17 protein-coding genes are annotated in these 13993 nt (G+C 69.2%); 7 read left to right on the forward strand and 10 right to left on the reverse strand.

What is annotated here, in order from left to right:
• Positions 1 to 29: 29 nt before the first annotated feature.
• Positions 30 to 497 carry a metal-dependent hydrolase gene (locus ABEJ63_RS05870; protein ID WP_375795424.1) on the reverse strand — a complete coding sequence of 156 codons (468 nt, stop codon included), beginning with the start codon at positions 495 to 497 and terminating at the stop codon, positions 30 to 32.
• An 89-nt stretch (positions 498 to 586) separates the two neighbouring features.
• Here ABEJ63_RS05870 and ABEJ63_RS05875 point away from each other — a divergent pair, with 89 nt between their 5' ends.
• A complete protein-coding gene (locus tag ABEJ63_RS05875; protein ID WP_375795425.1) occupies positions 587 to 979 on the forward strand; it encodes a pterin cluster protein in 393 nt (130 codons plus the stop codon).
• 39 nt (positions 980 to 1018) lie between these two features.
• Here the strand turns inward: ABEJ63_RS05875 and ABEJ63_RS05880 are convergent, their stop codons facing one another.
• The 6 genes from ABEJ63_RS05880 to ABEJ63_RS05905 form a co-directional block, all read right to left on the reverse strand.
• Complete coding sequence (locus ABEJ63_RS05880) at positions 1019 to 1894, reverse strand: ABC transporter permease (RefSeq protein ID WP_375795426.1); 876 nt, start codon at positions 1892 to 1894, stop codon at positions 1019 to 1021.
• Positions 1887 to 2831 carry an ABC transporter ATP-binding protein gene (locus ABEJ63_RS05885; RefSeq protein ID WP_375795427.1) on the reverse strand — a complete coding sequence of 315 codons (945 nt, stop codon included), beginning with the start codon at positions 2829 to 2831 and terminating at the stop codon, positions 1887 to 1889. The genes ABEJ63_RS05880 and ABEJ63_RS05885 overlap by 8 nt, the downstream gene beginning before the upstream one ends.
• Positions 2815 to 4206: a nitrous oxide reductase family maturation protein NosD gene (nosD, locus tag ABEJ63_RS05890; protein WP_375795428.1), complete on the reverse strand. Its 1392-nt coding sequence runs from the start codon at positions 4204 to 4206 to the stop codon at positions 2815 to 2817. Before nosD ends, ABEJ63_RS05885 begins: the two co-directional genes overlap by 17 nt.
• Complete coding sequence (locus ABEJ63_RS05895; RefSeq protein ID WP_375795429.1) at positions 4203 to 4922, reverse strand: hypothetical protein; 720 nt, start codon at positions 4920 to 4922, stop codon at positions 4203 to 4205. Before ABEJ63_RS05895 ends, nosD begins: the two co-directional genes overlap by 4 nt.
• 91 nt (positions 4923 to 5013) lie before the next feature.
• Positions 5014 to 7005, reverse strand: a complete 1992-nt coding sequence (nosZ, locus tag ABEJ63_RS05900; RefSeq protein ID WP_375795430.1) for a TAT-dependent nitrous-oxide reductase — start codon at positions 7003 to 7005, stop codon at positions 5014 to 5016.
• A 6-nt stretch (positions 7006 to 7011) separates the two neighbouring features.
• Positions 7012 to 7506 (reverse strand): plastocyanin/azurin family copper-binding protein, encoded by a 495-nt coding sequence (locus ABEJ63_RS05905; RefSeq protein WP_375795431.1) that lies wholly within the window; start codon positions 7504 to 7506, stop codon positions 7012 to 7014.
• 209 nt (positions 7507 to 7715) lie between these two features.
• On the opposite strand from ABEJ63_RS05905, the gene ABEJ63_RS05910 reads away from it, so the two are divergent.
• Positions 7716 to 7973 carry a DUF6684 family protein gene (locus tag ABEJ63_RS05910; RefSeq protein ID WP_375795432.1) on the forward strand — a complete coding sequence of 86 codons (258 nt, stop codon included), beginning with the start codon at positions 7716 to 7718 and terminating at the stop codon, positions 7971 to 7973.
• 12 nt (positions 7974 to 7985) lie between these two features.
• Here the strand turns inward: ABEJ63_RS05910 and ABEJ63_RS05915 are convergent, their stop codons facing one another.
• Entirely contained in the window at positions 7986 to 8243 is a 258-nt protein-coding gene (locus ABEJ63_RS05915; RefSeq protein ID WP_375795433.1) for a CGCGG family rSAM-modified RiPP protein, read from the reverse strand.
• A 167-nt stretch (positions 8244 to 8410) separates the two neighbouring features.
• Between ABEJ63_RS05915 and ABEJ63_RS05920 the strand changes: the two genes are divergently transcribed.
• From ABEJ63_RS05920 to ABEJ63_RS05930, 3 genes are read left to right on the forward strand one after another with little or no spacing between them, the layout of a single operon-like run.
• Positions 8411 to 9091, forward strand: a complete 681-nt coding sequence (locus ABEJ63_RS05920; protein WP_375795434.1) for a helix-turn-helix domain-containing protein — start codon at positions 8411 to 8413, stop codon at positions 9089 to 9091.
• On the forward strand, positions 9088 to 9516 hold the full coding sequence (locus ABEJ63_RS05925) for an SRPBCC family protein (protein ID WP_375795435.1): 429 nt from the start codon (positions 9088 to 9090) through the stop codon (positions 9514 to 9516). The genes ABEJ63_RS05920 and ABEJ63_RS05925 overlap by 4 nt, the downstream gene beginning before the upstream one ends.
• A gap of 54 nt (positions 9517 to 9570) precedes the next feature.
• Complete coding sequence (locus tag ABEJ63_RS05930; RefSeq protein ID WP_375795436.1) at positions 9571 to 10878, forward strand: hypothetical protein; 1308 nt, start codon at positions 9571 to 9573, stop codon at positions 10876 to 10878.
• Positions 10879 to 10909: 31 nt separating this feature from the next.
• On the opposite strand, the gene ABEJ63_RS05935 is transcribed toward ABEJ63_RS05930, so the two are convergent.
• Together ABEJ63_RS05935 and ABEJ63_RS05940 are read right to left on the reverse strand one after the other, a co-directional pair.
• The gene (locus ABEJ63_RS05935; protein WP_375795437.1) at positions 10910 to 11422 is read right to left on the reverse strand and encodes a hypothetical protein; all 513 of its coding nucleotides are present in this window, start codon (positions 11420 to 11422) and stop codon (positions 10910 to 10912) included.
• Positions 11423 to 11452: 30 nt separating this feature from the next.
• Positions 11453 to 11713 carry a DUF2249 domain-containing protein gene (locus tag ABEJ63_RS05940; protein ID WP_375795438.1) on the reverse strand — a complete coding sequence of 87 codons (261 nt, stop codon included), beginning with the start codon at positions 11711 to 11713 and terminating at the stop codon, positions 11453 to 11455.
• Between the two features lie 173 nt (positions 11714 to 11886).
• Between ABEJ63_RS05940 and ABEJ63_RS05945 the strand changes: the two genes are divergently transcribed.
• On the forward strand, positions 11887 to 12840 hold the full coding sequence (locus ABEJ63_RS05945; RefSeq protein ID WP_375795439.1) for a hypothetical protein: 954 nt from the start codon (positions 11887 to 11889) through the stop codon (positions 12838 to 12840).
• Positions 12837 to 13889, forward strand: coding sequence for a S66 peptidase family protein (locus tag ABEJ63_RS05950; protein ID WP_375795440.1), 1053 nt, complete (start codon positions 12837 to 12839; stop codon positions 13887 to 13889). Before ABEJ63_RS05945 ends, ABEJ63_RS05950 begins: the two co-directional genes overlap by 4 nt.
• The last annotated feature ends 104 nt before the right edge of the window (positions 13890 to 13993 follow it).

Consider the following 13993-nt stretch of genomic DNA (forward strand, 5'->3'; position numbering starts at 1 on the left):
GTCTATCGAAGACAAATCCCGGGGTCGCCTTAGCGCTCGGCCACCGTTGAGGCCGACAGGCCGCGGCGGGCGACGAGCACGGCCAGCGCCAGCCAGAACCCGACCTCAAGGTAGAAGGCGGGCGTCCCCACGTAGTAGACGAAAAACGCTCCAGGCGGGATGCGGAGCGGGTCGGCTGGTCCTGTCAGCGGCCACGCGAGGAACAGCGCGTCACCGGCGCGACCGTTGATGATGACGTGTGCGGCGTCGAGCAGCAGGTGTGATCCCCAGCCGACGGCGACGGCGAGACCGGCACGACCGACCAGCGCTACCGGGATAGCAACGGCCACGAGCAGCGCCGAGTGGCCGACCGAGTGGTAGACGTCGACCAAGCCAACAGTTGCCAGCGGCTTATCCACCAGATCCGGCAGTGCCGCGCCGACGACCAGCCAGGCCGGCGCCAGCCGCGTCCACCGGCCGACGAGTGCGGCTGCCGCGAGATGGGTCACGAACAGCACACCCGCCATTGGCCGGGCGACTACAAGGGCGTAGCGGCTGCGAACATGTTCGCAATCACGCCTACGAGGGCCCGCGTTGGGCAGCCCCCATGGGCGTGACAGCCGACCAGAAGACGGCACAGCAGACAACGGTCGACGTGAGGGCGACGGGGCACGTTCGCCGCGACCTGGGCGAGCACCACTTCGAGTTCACCTTCACGGGGGAGACGCTCGGCGACTTCCTCGCGGCGTTCTTCGAGGAGCACGGCTGTGAGGACCTACTGCTCGCGGAGACGGAAAGCGAGGAGACGGCCCACGGCTGGGCGAACTACCCGGGTGATCCTCCGGGCCGGTGGGAGCGCAACCCCGAGGGCGAGCGTACCCGGGCGTACGCCCGGGTACTGGTCAACGGTCGGTTCAACGAGCTGTACGATGGGTTCGCGACGGAGTTGGAGGATGGCGACCGGGTCGCGCTGATGTATCCGTTCATGTTCTGCTGTTAGTCGGGCTGTCGCCGCGGCCGACCGGCCGCGCAGGCTGGCTCACCGCCATCCGAGCAGCCACGCCCCGAGGCCGACGGGCGCGATGACCCACGCGAGGGCGCCGACGGCCAGCGCGCTCGTATCGAGTGGGACTGCCGCGAGGATGGCCCCGTAGCCGCCGGCACCGGCGCCGGCCGACGCGAGGACGAACAGCCGGAAGACATCGACCGGGTTCGCGAGGAGGAGCCCTGCCGTCGCCGCCGGCGGGAGGTCGACGGCCGCGACCAGCCCGAACGCAAGCACATCGAAGACGAGCACGAACCACACCCACACCAGGAGGACGCCCCCGAGCGCGTGGCTCTTCTCGCTTGCGAGTGTCGAGACAGCCAGCGCGATACCGAGGAAGGCCAGCGCCAGTGCGATGGCGGCGGCGACGAACCCGAGGTACAGCCCCCACCCGGCGGCACCCTGGAACCGGAACAGCGCGAGCCCGCCGGCGCCAAAGCCGACGAGAAGCGCCCCCGCGAGTGCACCCGCCCGGCCAGCGTAGACGCCGACGGCGACGACCCACCGTGGGACCGGCAGTGCGAGCAGGAGTTCGAGCGTGCCCCGCTCGCGTGGCTCGACGACGGCGCCGTAGCCGAACGCCAGCGCCGCCAGCGGGACGAGGTACACGCCCAGTTCGGTGAGCGAGACAACCACGGCTCGGGTCCCCGCCCGTCCGAGTCCCGACCGGCCGAACGTGACGACAGTCACCGACAGCAGGGCGAAGGCGAGCGCCAGACCGATAGGCCAGCCCGACCGGAAGACGACGCGGTACTCCCGGCCGGCGAAGTCGAGGACGGCCCGGAGTCGGGTCCGTGCGGGCCGGGCGCCCGCCGGGTGGCCGTGGCTCGTCGCGGTACCGCCGTCGGCCGCTGGGGTGTCGTCAGTCATCGGCCACCTCCGGCCCGTGATCAGCCCGGTCGGCGTCGTCGAGCAGCCGTGGGAACGCCGCTGCGAGTCCCGTCCGGTCGGCCTCGAACGTCTCGACGCCAACGGCCGACCGCAGCGCCGCCAGCCGGTCGAGAGCTGCGTCGTCGGGAACAGACAAGACACAGCGGCGCTCGCCGACACGCACCACCCGTGTATCCGCGAACTCGCGGGCAACGGCGGCAGCGTCCGCGGCCGTCGCGTCGCCGGCGGGCGTGATCCGGAGGAACGTGCGGTCGCCCGCCACGGCGTCGACGGGTCCGCTCGCCCGTACGTGGCCGTCGTCGAGGACGACCACGCGATCGCAGAGCCGCTCGATATCCCCGAGGTCGTGCGAACTGATGAGGACCGTCGCGTTCGTCTCCGCGTGAACCCGCTCGACCAGCCGGCGGACCGTCTCCACGCCTGGCGGATCAAGCGACGCCGTCGGCTCGTCGAGTAGGAGGACATCCGGCGCACCGACCAGCAGCGTCGCCAGCCCGAGTCGGCGGCTCATCCCGTTCGAATAGCCACCGACAGCGCGGTCGGCCGCGTCTGCCAGCCCGACCGTCTCGAGGGTTGCGGCGACCCGCTCGCGGCGGCGGTCGCGAGCGACGCCGCGCCGGCGGGCGTGAAACCGCACCACCTCCCGGCCGGTGAGCGCGGGTTCGAAGCTGGTCCGTTCGGGGAGGTAGCCGATGGTCCGGCGGACGGCCACGCTGTCGGCCGGCGCTTGGCCGGCGACACGGACGGTCCCGCCATCGGGCCGCTCGTGGCCAACCAACAGCCGGAACAGCGTCGTCTTGCCCGCACCGTTCGTCCCGACGAGGCCAGTCAGCGTGCCCCGTGGAAGCGACAGCGACACCCCTTCGAGTGCAGTCACCGTCCCGTACCGTCGCGTGACGTCATCGAGTCGTATCATCGTAGTAGTGGGTCCAGTTGGCAGTCGGTTCGGCCAGTGGGCGGTGGTCGACCACCCCCGGCGTGTCGACGACGGGAAGTGTCCGCTCGGCCAGCTGGAGCGCCCGGACGGCAGGGCTCGTCGCGTACACGCGCGCAGCCGGCCGGGTCCGGGCGAGCCGCTGGACGACGCCGGCAGGCCGGTAGCGGGTCTCGCCAATGCCGTCGTGGTCGATGTCGCGGACGCGGGCGCCCCCCCAGTAGTTGCCCCGACCACTGGCGTTCCAGGCCACTCGCTCGTTGATGACCGCGAGCACGGCCGCGTCGTTGTCGTAGAACGTGTTCCCGACGACCCGCTCGTCGGTACTGCCGGCCGTGAGGTGAACGCCGACATCGTTGCCGGCCACGAGGTTCCCTCGGAGCGTGTTGTCAAGCGAGTTGTAGACGAACACGCCGTTATCGTTGCCGACGAGGTGATTGTCGCGGAGCGTCGAGCGGTCAACGCTCTTCAGTAGGACACCGTGGCCGCTCCGCCCGGTGTTGTTGATTGCGCGGTTGCCGGTGAGCGTCAGGTTCTGCGAGAGCATGAGCGCGTAGCCCACGTCGTTGCCGACGGCGGTGTTGTTCACCAGCCGGCATCGGTCGGAGTACATGTAGTGGACGCCGTAGCGGAGATCCCACAGCGTGGTGTCACGCACGAGCACGCCCGACGACCACGAGAAGTAGATGCCGTCACGGGCGTCCGTCACCCGGACGTTCTCGATGACGGCATCGGTCGCCCGCCACAGCTGGATGCCGTTCCCCCGGTTCGAGACTGGCTGGACACGCTCCCGACCGACGATGGTCGTGTTAGCGATGCGGGCATCGGTGACGCCGTTCACCCAAATCCCGAAGGTGACCTGCGTGAGGCGGCTGTCGCGGACGGTCGCGTTGTGGCCGGCCAGCCAGATACCGGCGTCGTTGGCCGATGCCTGCCGCCCAGAGTCGCGCACCCACAGTCGCGTCAGTGTCACGTTCGGCGCCGTCACTCGGAGGACGGTGCCGCGCTCGCGGCCGGTGACGACGCCGAAGCCGTCACGGCCAGCGACGGTGACATTCGGCGTATCGACGGTGGCCGGCCCGGTGACAGTGCCGGTGATGTACACCGTGTCACCCGGCGCGGCGGCCGTCAGCGCCGCCTGAAGCGTCGGATACCGGGTGCCGTCGACGCTAGCGTGGCCCGTCTTGGGGATGCTTCCGAACTCGTAGTCGGCCGGCACCCCGGAATCGGAGGTGACGCCCGTCGACCGGCCCGTGTCGTCAGCCGCCGGTACGACGACAGGGACGGCCGCCAGTCCGACGGCGGCAGCGACGGCCAGCACCGCGAACACCGCCGCAGCCGATCGGGTCACGGTCATTCACCCCCATCGGCTGCCGTCGGTCGCTCACCAGTCACGCGGCCCCGGACCGCACGCAGGAGGTCGCCGATCGTCGTCGGGCGGTCACGGTAGCGATAGGCGACACCGAGCAGGAAAATCGCCAGGCCGGCGAGATAGGCACCGAGGCCGAACCGGGAGTAGCTCGTGATGTTGGCCACCTCGTAGCTGCCCCACAGCGGCGGGGTGAAACCGTCGACGCCCAGCACCGGCGCCGACGGGTCCAGCGTGTGACCGGCCTGGTAGAGCCGATACTGGATGTCCGCGAGCATCACGCCGAAGACGGCGACGGTGCCGACCAGCTGGTAGCGGAGCCCGCCGACGAGTCGGTCGGTGTCCGGCGCGATCGCGACGACGAGGCTGAGCGTCCCGACGGCGACGAACGCGACCGGGCCGAGCGCCCACTCGGGGACGTCGATAGCGTTCGGGTGGGGCGTGTAGTTGGGCTCGACGAGGACCGGGTCCGGGTAGTAGAAGCCGATGTACTTGTTGAGATTCGCCATCTCGGCGTAGTCACCAGCGATGTGGGGGTACGCGTACAGCTGGAGTCGGAGTGTCGTCTCCGGGTACTGGACGGCGTGAACCTCGATACGCCACATCGGGAACGCGAGCGCCCCGACGAACAGCAGCGCCGCGACTATCGGCAGGCCGCGTCGCAGCTCCGCGAATCGAGCGAGTGTCGGTCGGTTGTAATCCATGGGGTCACCTCCGAGCGGCGGCCGCCGAGCGGCCGGCCGCCGGTGTCGACACCGGGCGGGTGGCCCCACCCGGTGGCGCCGGCGGTCGGAGTTACTCGCGCGGCTCGACGAGCATCCGCGAGCGCATCTCCAGGTGGAGAGCGCTGCAGAAGTACGTGCAGTAGACCCAGTAGACGCCGGGCTCGTCGGCGGTGAACGTCGCCTGGCGGGTGTCCTGTGGGGCAACCGCGAGGTTGATGTCGTGGGCCGGGATGGCGGCGCCGTGGATGATATCGGGCACCTCCTCGATGTTGGTGAGGGTGAGCGTCACCTCGTCACCTTCCTTCACCTGGAAGTCAGGGATGCCGTACTCCGAGCGCATCGCCGACGCGCGGACGTGGACCGACCGCTCGCCGGTGCGCTCGACGCCGGAGTCGGCCGGCGTGACGAATGGCTTGTCACCCTTGTAGTCGCTGGGATCCCACGTCTTCGCCGGGCTCAGTTTGTCACGGTGGGCGAACACACAGTCGTGTGGCTCCGGATAGGCGGGGTGGTCGGCCACCAGCTCCATGGACTTCTCGCCCTGGCCGATGTGGAACAACTGGTCGTTGTCCGGGTGGATAGGGCCAACGTCGAGGAACCGGTCTTTCGAGAGCTTGTTCAGCGAGACGAGCCACTCGCCGGCTGGGTCGGTCGTCATCGCCTCCAGAGCCTGGATGTGGCCGGGGTTGTAGTGGACGTCGTATTTCTCGAGGATCGGCTCCGTCGAGTTGGTGTCGGCCTCGACGGCCGCCTGGATGTCCCACTTGGCGACCTGGGAGTCGATGAACAGCGACGTGTACGCGTGGCCGTTGCCGTCGAAGGTGGTGTGCAGCGGGCCGAGTCCCACCTTCGGTCGGCCGGCGACGACGTCGTCGGGGTCGCTCGAGGTATCGAGCGCGGCGATATCGAGCATCGTCACGGTCGGCGAGAGCTTGCCGGCGACGAACGCGTAGTCGCCGTTGGGGCCCACCTCCACGCAGTGGGGGCTCTTCGGCGTCGGGATGTACCGGACGATTGGAGTGTCGCTCTGGTTGAGCGGGCTGTCTCGGCGGCCGTCGACGACCGGGACGCCGTTAATTTCCTCGTAGTTACCGGCATCGACGGCCTGCTGGATGCGGGGCACATCGAATGCCTTCACGAAGTCGCGGTCGTCGTGGGTCATCCCCTGGACGTCGGTCGCCTCCTCGCTGTTGTACGCCGAGGCGATGGCCCACCGGCCGTCCTTGTCCGTGTCGACGATGTCGAGGTTGCCGTCGACGCGCACCTGCCATTCGACGCTCATCGACTCGGGGTCGACGGCCGTGAATAGCGACGCGTACTCGTCGGGGCTGTCGAGGGCGCGGCCGTCGTTGGGGAGAGGGGTGCGGAACTCGCCGTTGCCGAACAGATACTCCGTATCGGGGCTCTGGACGCAGAACCCGTGGACGGCCTGCACGTTCGGCACGTCGAGGATGGCATCCGTCTCGAAGTAGGTGAGATCTACCCGGGCGATGCGCCCATTGGCCTTGTCGTTGACGAACAGGTACTCGCCGTCGTAGTCGCCGCCGGTCTCCGACAGCGCGGGGTGGTGATTGTCTCCCCACGAGTAGCCGCCCCCCTCGGCCAGCAGTTCGCTCGTCGTATCGTCGTGGCCGTAGCCGCGGGCACCCTCCGTGTTGAAGACGGGAATCCGCATCAGTTCCCGCATCGAGGGGATACCGACGACGCGAATCTCGCCGGAGTGGCCGCCCGACCAGAAGCCGTAGTACTCGTCGAGTTCGCCCGGGGGGACAGTGTGCGCGGGGGTCTGGCCGTCGTTTGAGCTGCTGGTTGGCTGGCGGCTGCCGCCGCCGCCCACCCAGGTCGAGCAGCCGGCCAGTCCGGTCGCCAATCCGACCGTTCCGCCGGCCTTCATCAGGTCACGGCGGCTCAGTTCCAGGCCCGCCAACTCGAGGGTGATGCTGTCGTCGGCCCGTGGTGTCGGCTCGTCAACCTCCGCGAGGAGGTCGTCCAGTTGCTGTTCGTAGCGGTCGACAACCGCGTTGGGGTCTGGCTCGTCCGTCCGTGGTGTATCAGATGCCATGGTGTGTTACACGACTTTCACGTACCCGACCATCCCGTTCATCTCGTGAGGGATGCAGTAGTACTTGTACTCGCCCGTCGTCTCGAAGGTGTGCTCGTAGGTGCCACCCTCGGTGATACGGCCCTTGTCGGGGTACCCCTCCTCGGCGGCCGACTGTGAGTCGAAGCCGCCGGAGGCGAAGTACGCTGCCCCGTCGGGAATGTTGTCCTCGTAGGCGGTGACCGAGTGGGCGACGCTGCCGACGTTCTTGAATGTCACCGTCGTGCCCTGTTCGACCTGGATGCGCTTGGGCGCGAATTTCAGACTGTTCGTCATCTCGACGGTCGAGGCGGCCGTCCACTCGCCGTCACCGCCGCTCGTTTGGGTCGGGGTCGCCGTCTCGTCGCTCCCGTCGGCCGGGGTTGCGGTCGATGAGCTCCCGCCGGCACAGCCGGCCAGCGCGGTTACTCCGGCGATGCCACTTAGATAGAGCAGTCGTCTGCGGGTTGGGGTCTCCGACATTCTGTCACCTCACACTCGGAGGAGGGCGACCGGTGGACATATACCGGCCAGCAGAGTCCCACTGGCTGCGACGACGGGCGAACATCTTCGACCGACTGTGATAAACGGGGGACGCGGGCGGCACGCTGGCCGGCTCACGAGTGGCTGGAGCAGGAGGTACGAACGTGTTCGCAATCAGGTCCGTCCCGGTCGGGCGAGCAGGGCCGGGTATGCTGCCAGAGACGTTCGACCGCGAGACGCTGCTCGATCTGGTTGTCAACGCTGTCCCGCTGGGGATGCTCGTCGGGTTCACGGCGCTGTTCGTCCTCGTCACGCCGTACGGCATCGACCCGGCGGCGACGGCTATCCAGTTGACACTCGTCGTGGTACCGCTGGGGGCACTGCTCGTGCTCAGCTACTACGCGGCGAAGCTCGTCGAACGGGCCGAGGCAGACGCGGCCGCAGCGGAGCCGACAGAGACAGAGTAACACCTGAGCGTATCACTCAACGTGGACGCGAGTAACGTAGCCGCCACAGCCGCATCGATCGACGAACTCCCAAGTGGCGTCATCACACTCGGCGGCGAGTGTCTCGTAGAGGTACGTCTCCGGGTGGCCGTGCGCGTCGTGCGTGACGAGATTGACGTGGGCGCCCGAGACCGTATGGGCAATCGCCTCGAGAGCGTCGGCCACGACGCGGTCCCGGTCTGTCTCGTGGCGCGGCTGCTCGAGGTTCGCCGACCAGGAGGTGTCGTGCATACGGTCCGTGATCGCGGGCGGCTCGGAGTGGTTGCTCACAGGCGACGCTTCGCCCGCCGGCCTGGTGGAGTCTGTTGCGAACCTGTTCGCCTGCCGACGCGCCGCCGGGGCGATAATGCGAACATGTTCATCCAAACGGCTTCCCGTCCGAGCCCGAAGGACACAGTATGCCCAGAGCAGAGCTGACAATCACCGTCCCCGAGGAGGTATGGATCGGTGACATCTCGCGGGAGCACCCGGAGGCGACGTTCACCATCCTCACCGCGTTCGCAAGCGACGAGACCGGGGTCGCGCTCGTGGAACTGGCGGCTCCGGACCACGTCGCCGTGGTCTCGGACCTGGTCGCCAGCGAGGACGTGACCGACGTGGAGGTGCTCCACCGCGACGACACAGAGCTGCTCGCCCGCATCGAGACGGCACGCCCGCTGCTCCTGTTTCCCATGCGCGAGTCAGGGATTCCCCTTGAGTTCCCGTTCACGCTGGCCGACGGGGAGGCGGTCTGGGAGCTGACGGCCTCCAGCGACCGGCTCTCGGAGTTGGGCCGTCAGCTCGAGGCGTTCGGCATCCGATTTACCGTCGACGCCGTCCGACCCCACGTCGAGTCCGACCACCTGTTGACGGACCGGCAGGCGGAGCTGATGGCTGCGGCCGTCGAACAGGGGTACTACGACACGCCCCGTACCGCCACGCTGACCGAACTCGCCGAAGACCTCGGGATGGCGAAGTCGACGGTCTCGGACATGCTCCACCGTGCCGAGGAGCGTATCATCAAGGAGTTCATGGGGACCGAAGGACTCACCGCGGCAGACGAGCCCGCCGAGCAGTCGGGCGAGGTGGTCGACCCGTGAACACCGTCCGCGTCGAGCGGACGCTGGCGGCCGACCCTGAGCCGGTTCGGGCAGCGATACGCGACGTGGAGCCGTTCATGCGGGCGGCCGGGTTCGACGGCGTCGACCGAGACGGGGACACGCTCAGGCTTACCAACCACGTCGGCATCATGACGTTGGAGCTGACGCTCGCGCTCGTCGACCGTCCGGACGCCGTACTCGCCTACGAGCAACGAGAAGGGATTTTCGAGTCGATGGAGACGACCTACACTGTAACGCCGACCGACGAGGGGTGTACGGTGGCCGCGGAGACAGCGTACGCGCTGGATGTCGGGCTCGTGGGCGACTTCCTCGATGCGACGGTGATCGACCGGCAGCGTCGGCGCGAACTCACCGCGCAATTCGACCACCTCGCGGAACGGTTCGGCGAGCCGGCCACCGCGTAGCGGCACGAACATCTTCGCAATCAGACGGACGCGGGCGGCCTCCCGACGACGGGTATGGCGCACGTTCCGGACGCGCTCGACACCGACCGGGGGCCGCCGATGGCAGTACCACTGGGGCATTTCCTCGTCGCGCTGGGGTTTCTGCTCGCGGCAGGTGTCGTCGGCGTGGTCGACACGCTCGGAACCGGCACGCTGCAGGCCGCCTACCGGCATCTCCTGCTGGTCGGCTGGCTCTGTCTCACCATCATGGGGGCGATGACGCAGTTCGTCCCCGTCTGGTCGGGCCGGCAACTCTACTCCCGGCGGCTCGCCCGGTGGCAGTTGTGGCTCGTCGCTGTCGGGGTCGCCGGTCTGGCGGTGGCGGTCGGCGGCCGACCCGGGCTGGCGCCCGTCGCGGGTCTCCCGCTGCTGGTCGGCTTCTGGGCGTTCGCGTACAATCTCGGGCGGACACTGCCGCCATTGCGCGCCTGTGACATCGTCGAGGGGCACTTCGCGCTTGCGCTTGCCGCGCTGGTGGGCGCGAGCACGCTCGGGTACACACTCGCGCTCGACGCCCAGCTAGCGCTCCTTGGCGCGCTGCCCGTCGCCCGGGCGGGCGTGGTCGCGGCCCACGCGACACTGGCGGGATTCGGCGTCGTCGTGACGACCGTCCTCGGCGCGCTCGCCCAGCTCGGCCCGATGTTCACCGGGGCCAGCGACGACGCGCTCGACGCCCGCCTGCGCCGGCTGGAGACGGTCGCGTACCCGCTCGGTGTGGGGCTGCTCACGATCGGCCGACTCGTCGCTGTCACGGCCGTCGCCCGCGCCGGTGGGTTGCTCCTCCTATGTGGACTCACGGCGGCTGTCGGCACGCTCGCCCGCCACGTCGCGACGGCAGCCGAGCGGTCGCCGATGGTGGCTCGGTATGCCGTGGCAGCCGTGGCGCTGCTCGCGTGGGCGGTGACAACGCTGCCGGCGTGGCTCGCCGCGCCGCTGGCCCGAGCGACGCTGTTTGGCGCAAGCCCGGCGCTGCTCTGGCTGGGGGGCGTCGGCTTCATCGTCGTGGGTACACTCTACCACGTCGTCCCGTTCATCGTCTGGGAGCACCGCTACGCCGCCCGGCTCGGGCTCGACCCCGTCCCTGGCATCGACGACCTGTACGACGGCCGGCTCGCCCGGGCCGACTGGGTCGTCCTGACGGGTGGCGTCCTGCTGCGTGCCGGCGCCGAGATGGGGCTTCCGGCGCCGGCTGGGCTGGCTGGGTGGGTAGCCCTGGTCGGTGGAGCGGGGCTGCTCGCCGTGAACCTGGGGCTGGTCGTCCGCGACCACGGCCGCCGGTCGGTGGCGGCGTTGCTGGCCGGGAGCGACCCGGCCGAGAAGTAGGCGCCGGGCCGTCTACCCTCGACCAGCGACGTCAGCGCGGCGACCTCTCGGTCGGCGTCGGGACGGTGCCGGTCGTGCGGAGCCGTTCGTCGAGGGTTGCGAGCGTCTCGTTGACCGCGGTGGCGGCCTGATGGGACGGAGCGACGCGGACCCGGACGCGGTCGTAGTCGTGGCGGTCGGCGAGTCCATTCCACGCCCGGAAGGCTGCGGTCGCGAGCGTCTCCGTCTGTGGGCAAAACTCCGTCGTCGGGGTGAACACCGCCCGGAGTACGGCCGGCTCGTCGGCCGACACCGCGTATCGGAAGCCCGCATCTGGGTAGCGACGGTCACGGTTCAGCCGGGCGAGATTGTAGCCGAACGTCACGTCGTAGACACCGCGCTGCTCGAACAGTTCGCGGGTGGTCGAGTGGAAGTCCACGTGAGCAGTGCCGGTCAGGACGGCATGGTCGGCAAGCCACGGCCCTGGGTCGGGAAGGTGCTCGGGGACGAACGCGTCGGGCGGGTCGAACTGGTCGTCATCGTCGCCGATGAACGGGAGCGTCATGGGGTGGGGTATGCGTCGGGGATCATGCGGTCACGGCAGCCAGATGGCCGTGACGACCTGCTCGTCTTGCTCGACGGTCGCGTACGCGTAGCCGCGCTCCTCCAGGCGCGGGTAGAGATGCTGTGGGGCGCGGTCGTTCACCTGGACGAGGACGGTCTCGTCGTCGAGGGTAGTCAGCCGCTCGAGCGTCTCCGTGAGCGGGGCCGGCGGCGGCAGGTCGGCTGTGTCGACGGTCACGCGCGGCCGGTCGGCCGGTGCCTCGGTCGCTGCCAGCGGGTCACCCTGTGCCATACGTGACCGGTCGAGGCGGGTGGGCACGAACCTCACTGCGAAGATGTTCGTGTGCCAGGCGGGCAGAGGCGGTCACGAGCCGCGAAGCCTCGCCGCCCTCCCGGTCGGGGCCACTCAGACACGCGTTTGAGCCACGCCGGCGCTTTTTACACAGGGGGCGAGATGTGAGACCCGTGAACCGACGGCAGTTTCTGGCGACGGGGACGACCGCGGCACTCGCGACGGTCGGTGGCTGCACCGGCTGTGCCACGACGCCAAGTGCGGCCATCAGCATGACTGCCGTCACCGACGCGGAGATTGCCCGCAGGGTCACCCACCGACTCGAGGCCGACCCGGACAACGAGCGGTACCAGCTGGTCGGCGAGATCGTCGAGACGGACAACACCATCATCGAGGCGACGGAGCAGCGGCTGCCGACGGACGGACCGCTCGTGTACGAGGGCACGGTGTACGAGCTGTCGGTCAGAGTACTCGAGACGACGCCGGCGCGGTCGTTTTCGTTCACGCTCGACCCCGTCGAGGGGACCGTCACGGACGCGGCGACGGTTCGCTTCGACGCTCTTCCGGCGGTCGACCGAGCGAAGTTCCGCGAGCACGGCCTCGCGACGGATCCGTTCCTCGGCATCGGGTCGGCGTTCGTCTACCCCGAGTCAGAGATCGCCACGTCGGCCCTGGTTCCCGAGCCGGTCGCCAGCATCATCGTGTGGGACGCAGACACGCGCGGGCGATTCACCGTCGACGGGTCACGGAGCCTGCCCATCTACACGTACTGTTACACCGCGGAGGTGGTACGCGAGTCCGCGGCCGCCTACGGCCGGGACGTGCGTCGCGAGAACGTGTTCAGGCTGACTGGCCTGTCGACCGCCGAGCAGGAGCTCGTCAGCAAGGCAATCGCCGGTGACGCGGGGTACACGGTGCCGGCGGGTGAGCAGCCGTCGGAGGCGTTTCGTTCGCTCGCGGCCCGCTTTCGGCCTCACGATGACGTCGAGCAGGTCTGGGAGCAGGCGGCGCCGGACGACGCCGTCGGGACGGCGGCAGGGACCTATCTCGTCCGGTACGACGGGGACGTCTACTGGACAGACCTTCAGACACCAGTGACGGCCACCGAAACCGGTGGGACACAGTGAGGGTTACAACGCCACCGGCGCTGTCACCCGGTGACCGTGTGGCCATCGTCGGGCCGTCGAGTGGGGGTGCACGCGACGCCCCACACGTGTTCAGGCTCGGTCTCCGACGGCTTCGCGAGCGGTTCGACCTCGAGCCGGTCGTCTATCCGACGGCCCGCCAGTCGACGGCGTTTCTTGAGGCGAACCCGCGGGCGCGAGCCGCCGATATCCACGCGGCATTCCAGGATCCGACGATTACGGGCGTGATCGCGACCATCGGCGGTCACGACCAGCTGCGCATCCTCCGGCATCTCGACGCCGACATCCTGCGGGCCAACCCGACCCGCTTCTACGGGATGAGCGACAACACCAATCTCAATCTATTCCTTTGGCGGGCCGGGCTCGTCTCGTATAACGGCGCCCAGCTGATGAACGAACTCGCCGTCCCGGGGGCGCTGCCGGCGTACACGGCCCGCTACTGTCGGCGGGCGTTCTTCGAAGAGAGGCTGGGAGAGCTGGCGCCGGCCAACCGGTGGACCGACGAGCCGTCCACCTGGTGGACGGGCCCGTCGGCGATGGATACGGAGCCGACCTACGAGCCGAATCCCGGGCGGCGGTGGGCGGGCGGTGAGACGGCCGTCGAGGGGCGGCTGTGGGGCGGCTGTCGCGCCATTCTCGCCTGGCAGCTCGCGACCGACCGGTATCTGCCGGCGCCGAGGGCGCTCGACGGGGCGATACTGTGTCTGGAGACTGCCGAGGATATTCCGGCGCCCGCAGAGGTCGGCGCGACACTGATGTGTCTTGGCGAACGGGGGCTGCTGGCGCGGTTCGCCGGCGTGCTCGTCGGTCGACCGCCGACGCGGAGCTTCGTTACTGAGCCGCCCCGCGACGAGCGGCACGCCTATCGCGAGCGGCTTTACGAGACGGTCATCGACCAGGTGAGCCGGTACAACCCCGATGCGCCGGTCGTCCTGGGCGTCGACTGGGGCCACACGACGCCGGTCGCGCCACTCCCAATCGGTGGGCGTATTCGGCTGACCCCGGCGACCGACACCATCGTCTGCCAGTGAACTCCCCACCCTGAAGCGATGCAGTGGGGTGGGACAGACGTCCGCCTTGCACCGCTGTGAGCGGGCCCATGCGCGCCGAACAGCCGTGGGCGGCCTCCTGTCGA

The organism is Halosegnis sp. (assembly GCF_042216475.1).
Classification (GTDB): domain Archaea; phylum Halobacteriota; class Halobacteria; order Halobacteriales; family Haloarculaceae; genus Halosegnis.

What these genes read in the sequence shown, in the direction of transcription:
- ABEJ63_RS05930 (WP_375795436.1), top strand. Translation starts at nt 9,571, where the DNA reads ATGGCGCACGTTCCGGACGCGCTCGACACCGACCGGGGGCCGCCGATG.
- ABEJ63_RS05920 (WP_375795434.1), top strand. Translation starts at nt 8,411, where the DNA reads ATGCCCAGAGCAGAGCTGACAATCACCGTCCCCGAGGAGGTATGGATC.
- ABEJ63_RS05910 (WP_375795432.1), top strand. Translation starts at nt 7,716, where the DNA reads ATGCTGCCAGAGACGTTCGACCGCGAGACGCTGCTCGATCTGGTTGTC.
- ABEJ63_RS05905 (WP_375795431.1), bottom strand. Translation starts at nt 7,506, where the DNA reads ATGTCGGAGACCCCAACCCGCAGACGACTGCTCTATCTAAGTGGCATC.
- nosD (WP_375795428.1), bottom strand. Translation starts at nt 4,206, where the DNA reads ATGACCGTGACCCGATCGGCTGCGGCGGTGTTCGCGGTGCTGGCCGTC.
- ABEJ63_RS05875 (WP_375795425.1), top strand. Translation starts at nt 587, where the DNA reads ATGGGCGTGACAGCCGACCAGAAGACGGCACAGCAGACAACGGTCGAC.
- ABEJ63_RS05940 (WP_375795438.1), bottom strand. Translation starts at nt 11,713, where the DNA reads ATGGCACAGGGTGACCCGCTGGCAGCGACCGAGGCACCGGCCGACCGG.
- ABEJ63_RS05885 (WP_375795427.1), bottom strand. Translation starts at nt 2,831, where the DNA reads ATGATACGACTCGATGACGTCACGCGACGGTACGGGACGGTGACTGCA.
- ABEJ63_RS05915 (WP_375795433.1), bottom strand. Translation starts at nt 8,243, where the DNA reads ATGCACGACACCTCCTGGTCGGCGAACCTCGAGCAGCCGCGCCACGAG.
- ABEJ63_RS05880 (WP_375795426.1), bottom strand. Translation starts at nt 1,894, where the DNA reads ATGACTGACGACACCCCAGCGGCCGACGGCGGTACCGCGACGAGCCAC.
- nosZ (WP_375795430.1), bottom strand. Translation starts at nt 7,005, where the DNA reads ATGGCATCTGATACACCACGGACGGACGAGCCAGACCCCAACGCGGTT.
- ABEJ63_RS05895 (WP_375795429.1), bottom strand. Translation starts at nt 4,922, where the DNA reads ATGGATTACAACCGACCGACACTCGCTCGATTCGCGGAGCTGCGACGC.
- ABEJ63_RS05935 (WP_375795437.1), bottom strand. Translation starts at nt 11,422, where the DNA reads ATGACGCTCCCGTTCATCGGCGACGATGACGACCAGTTCGACCCGCCC.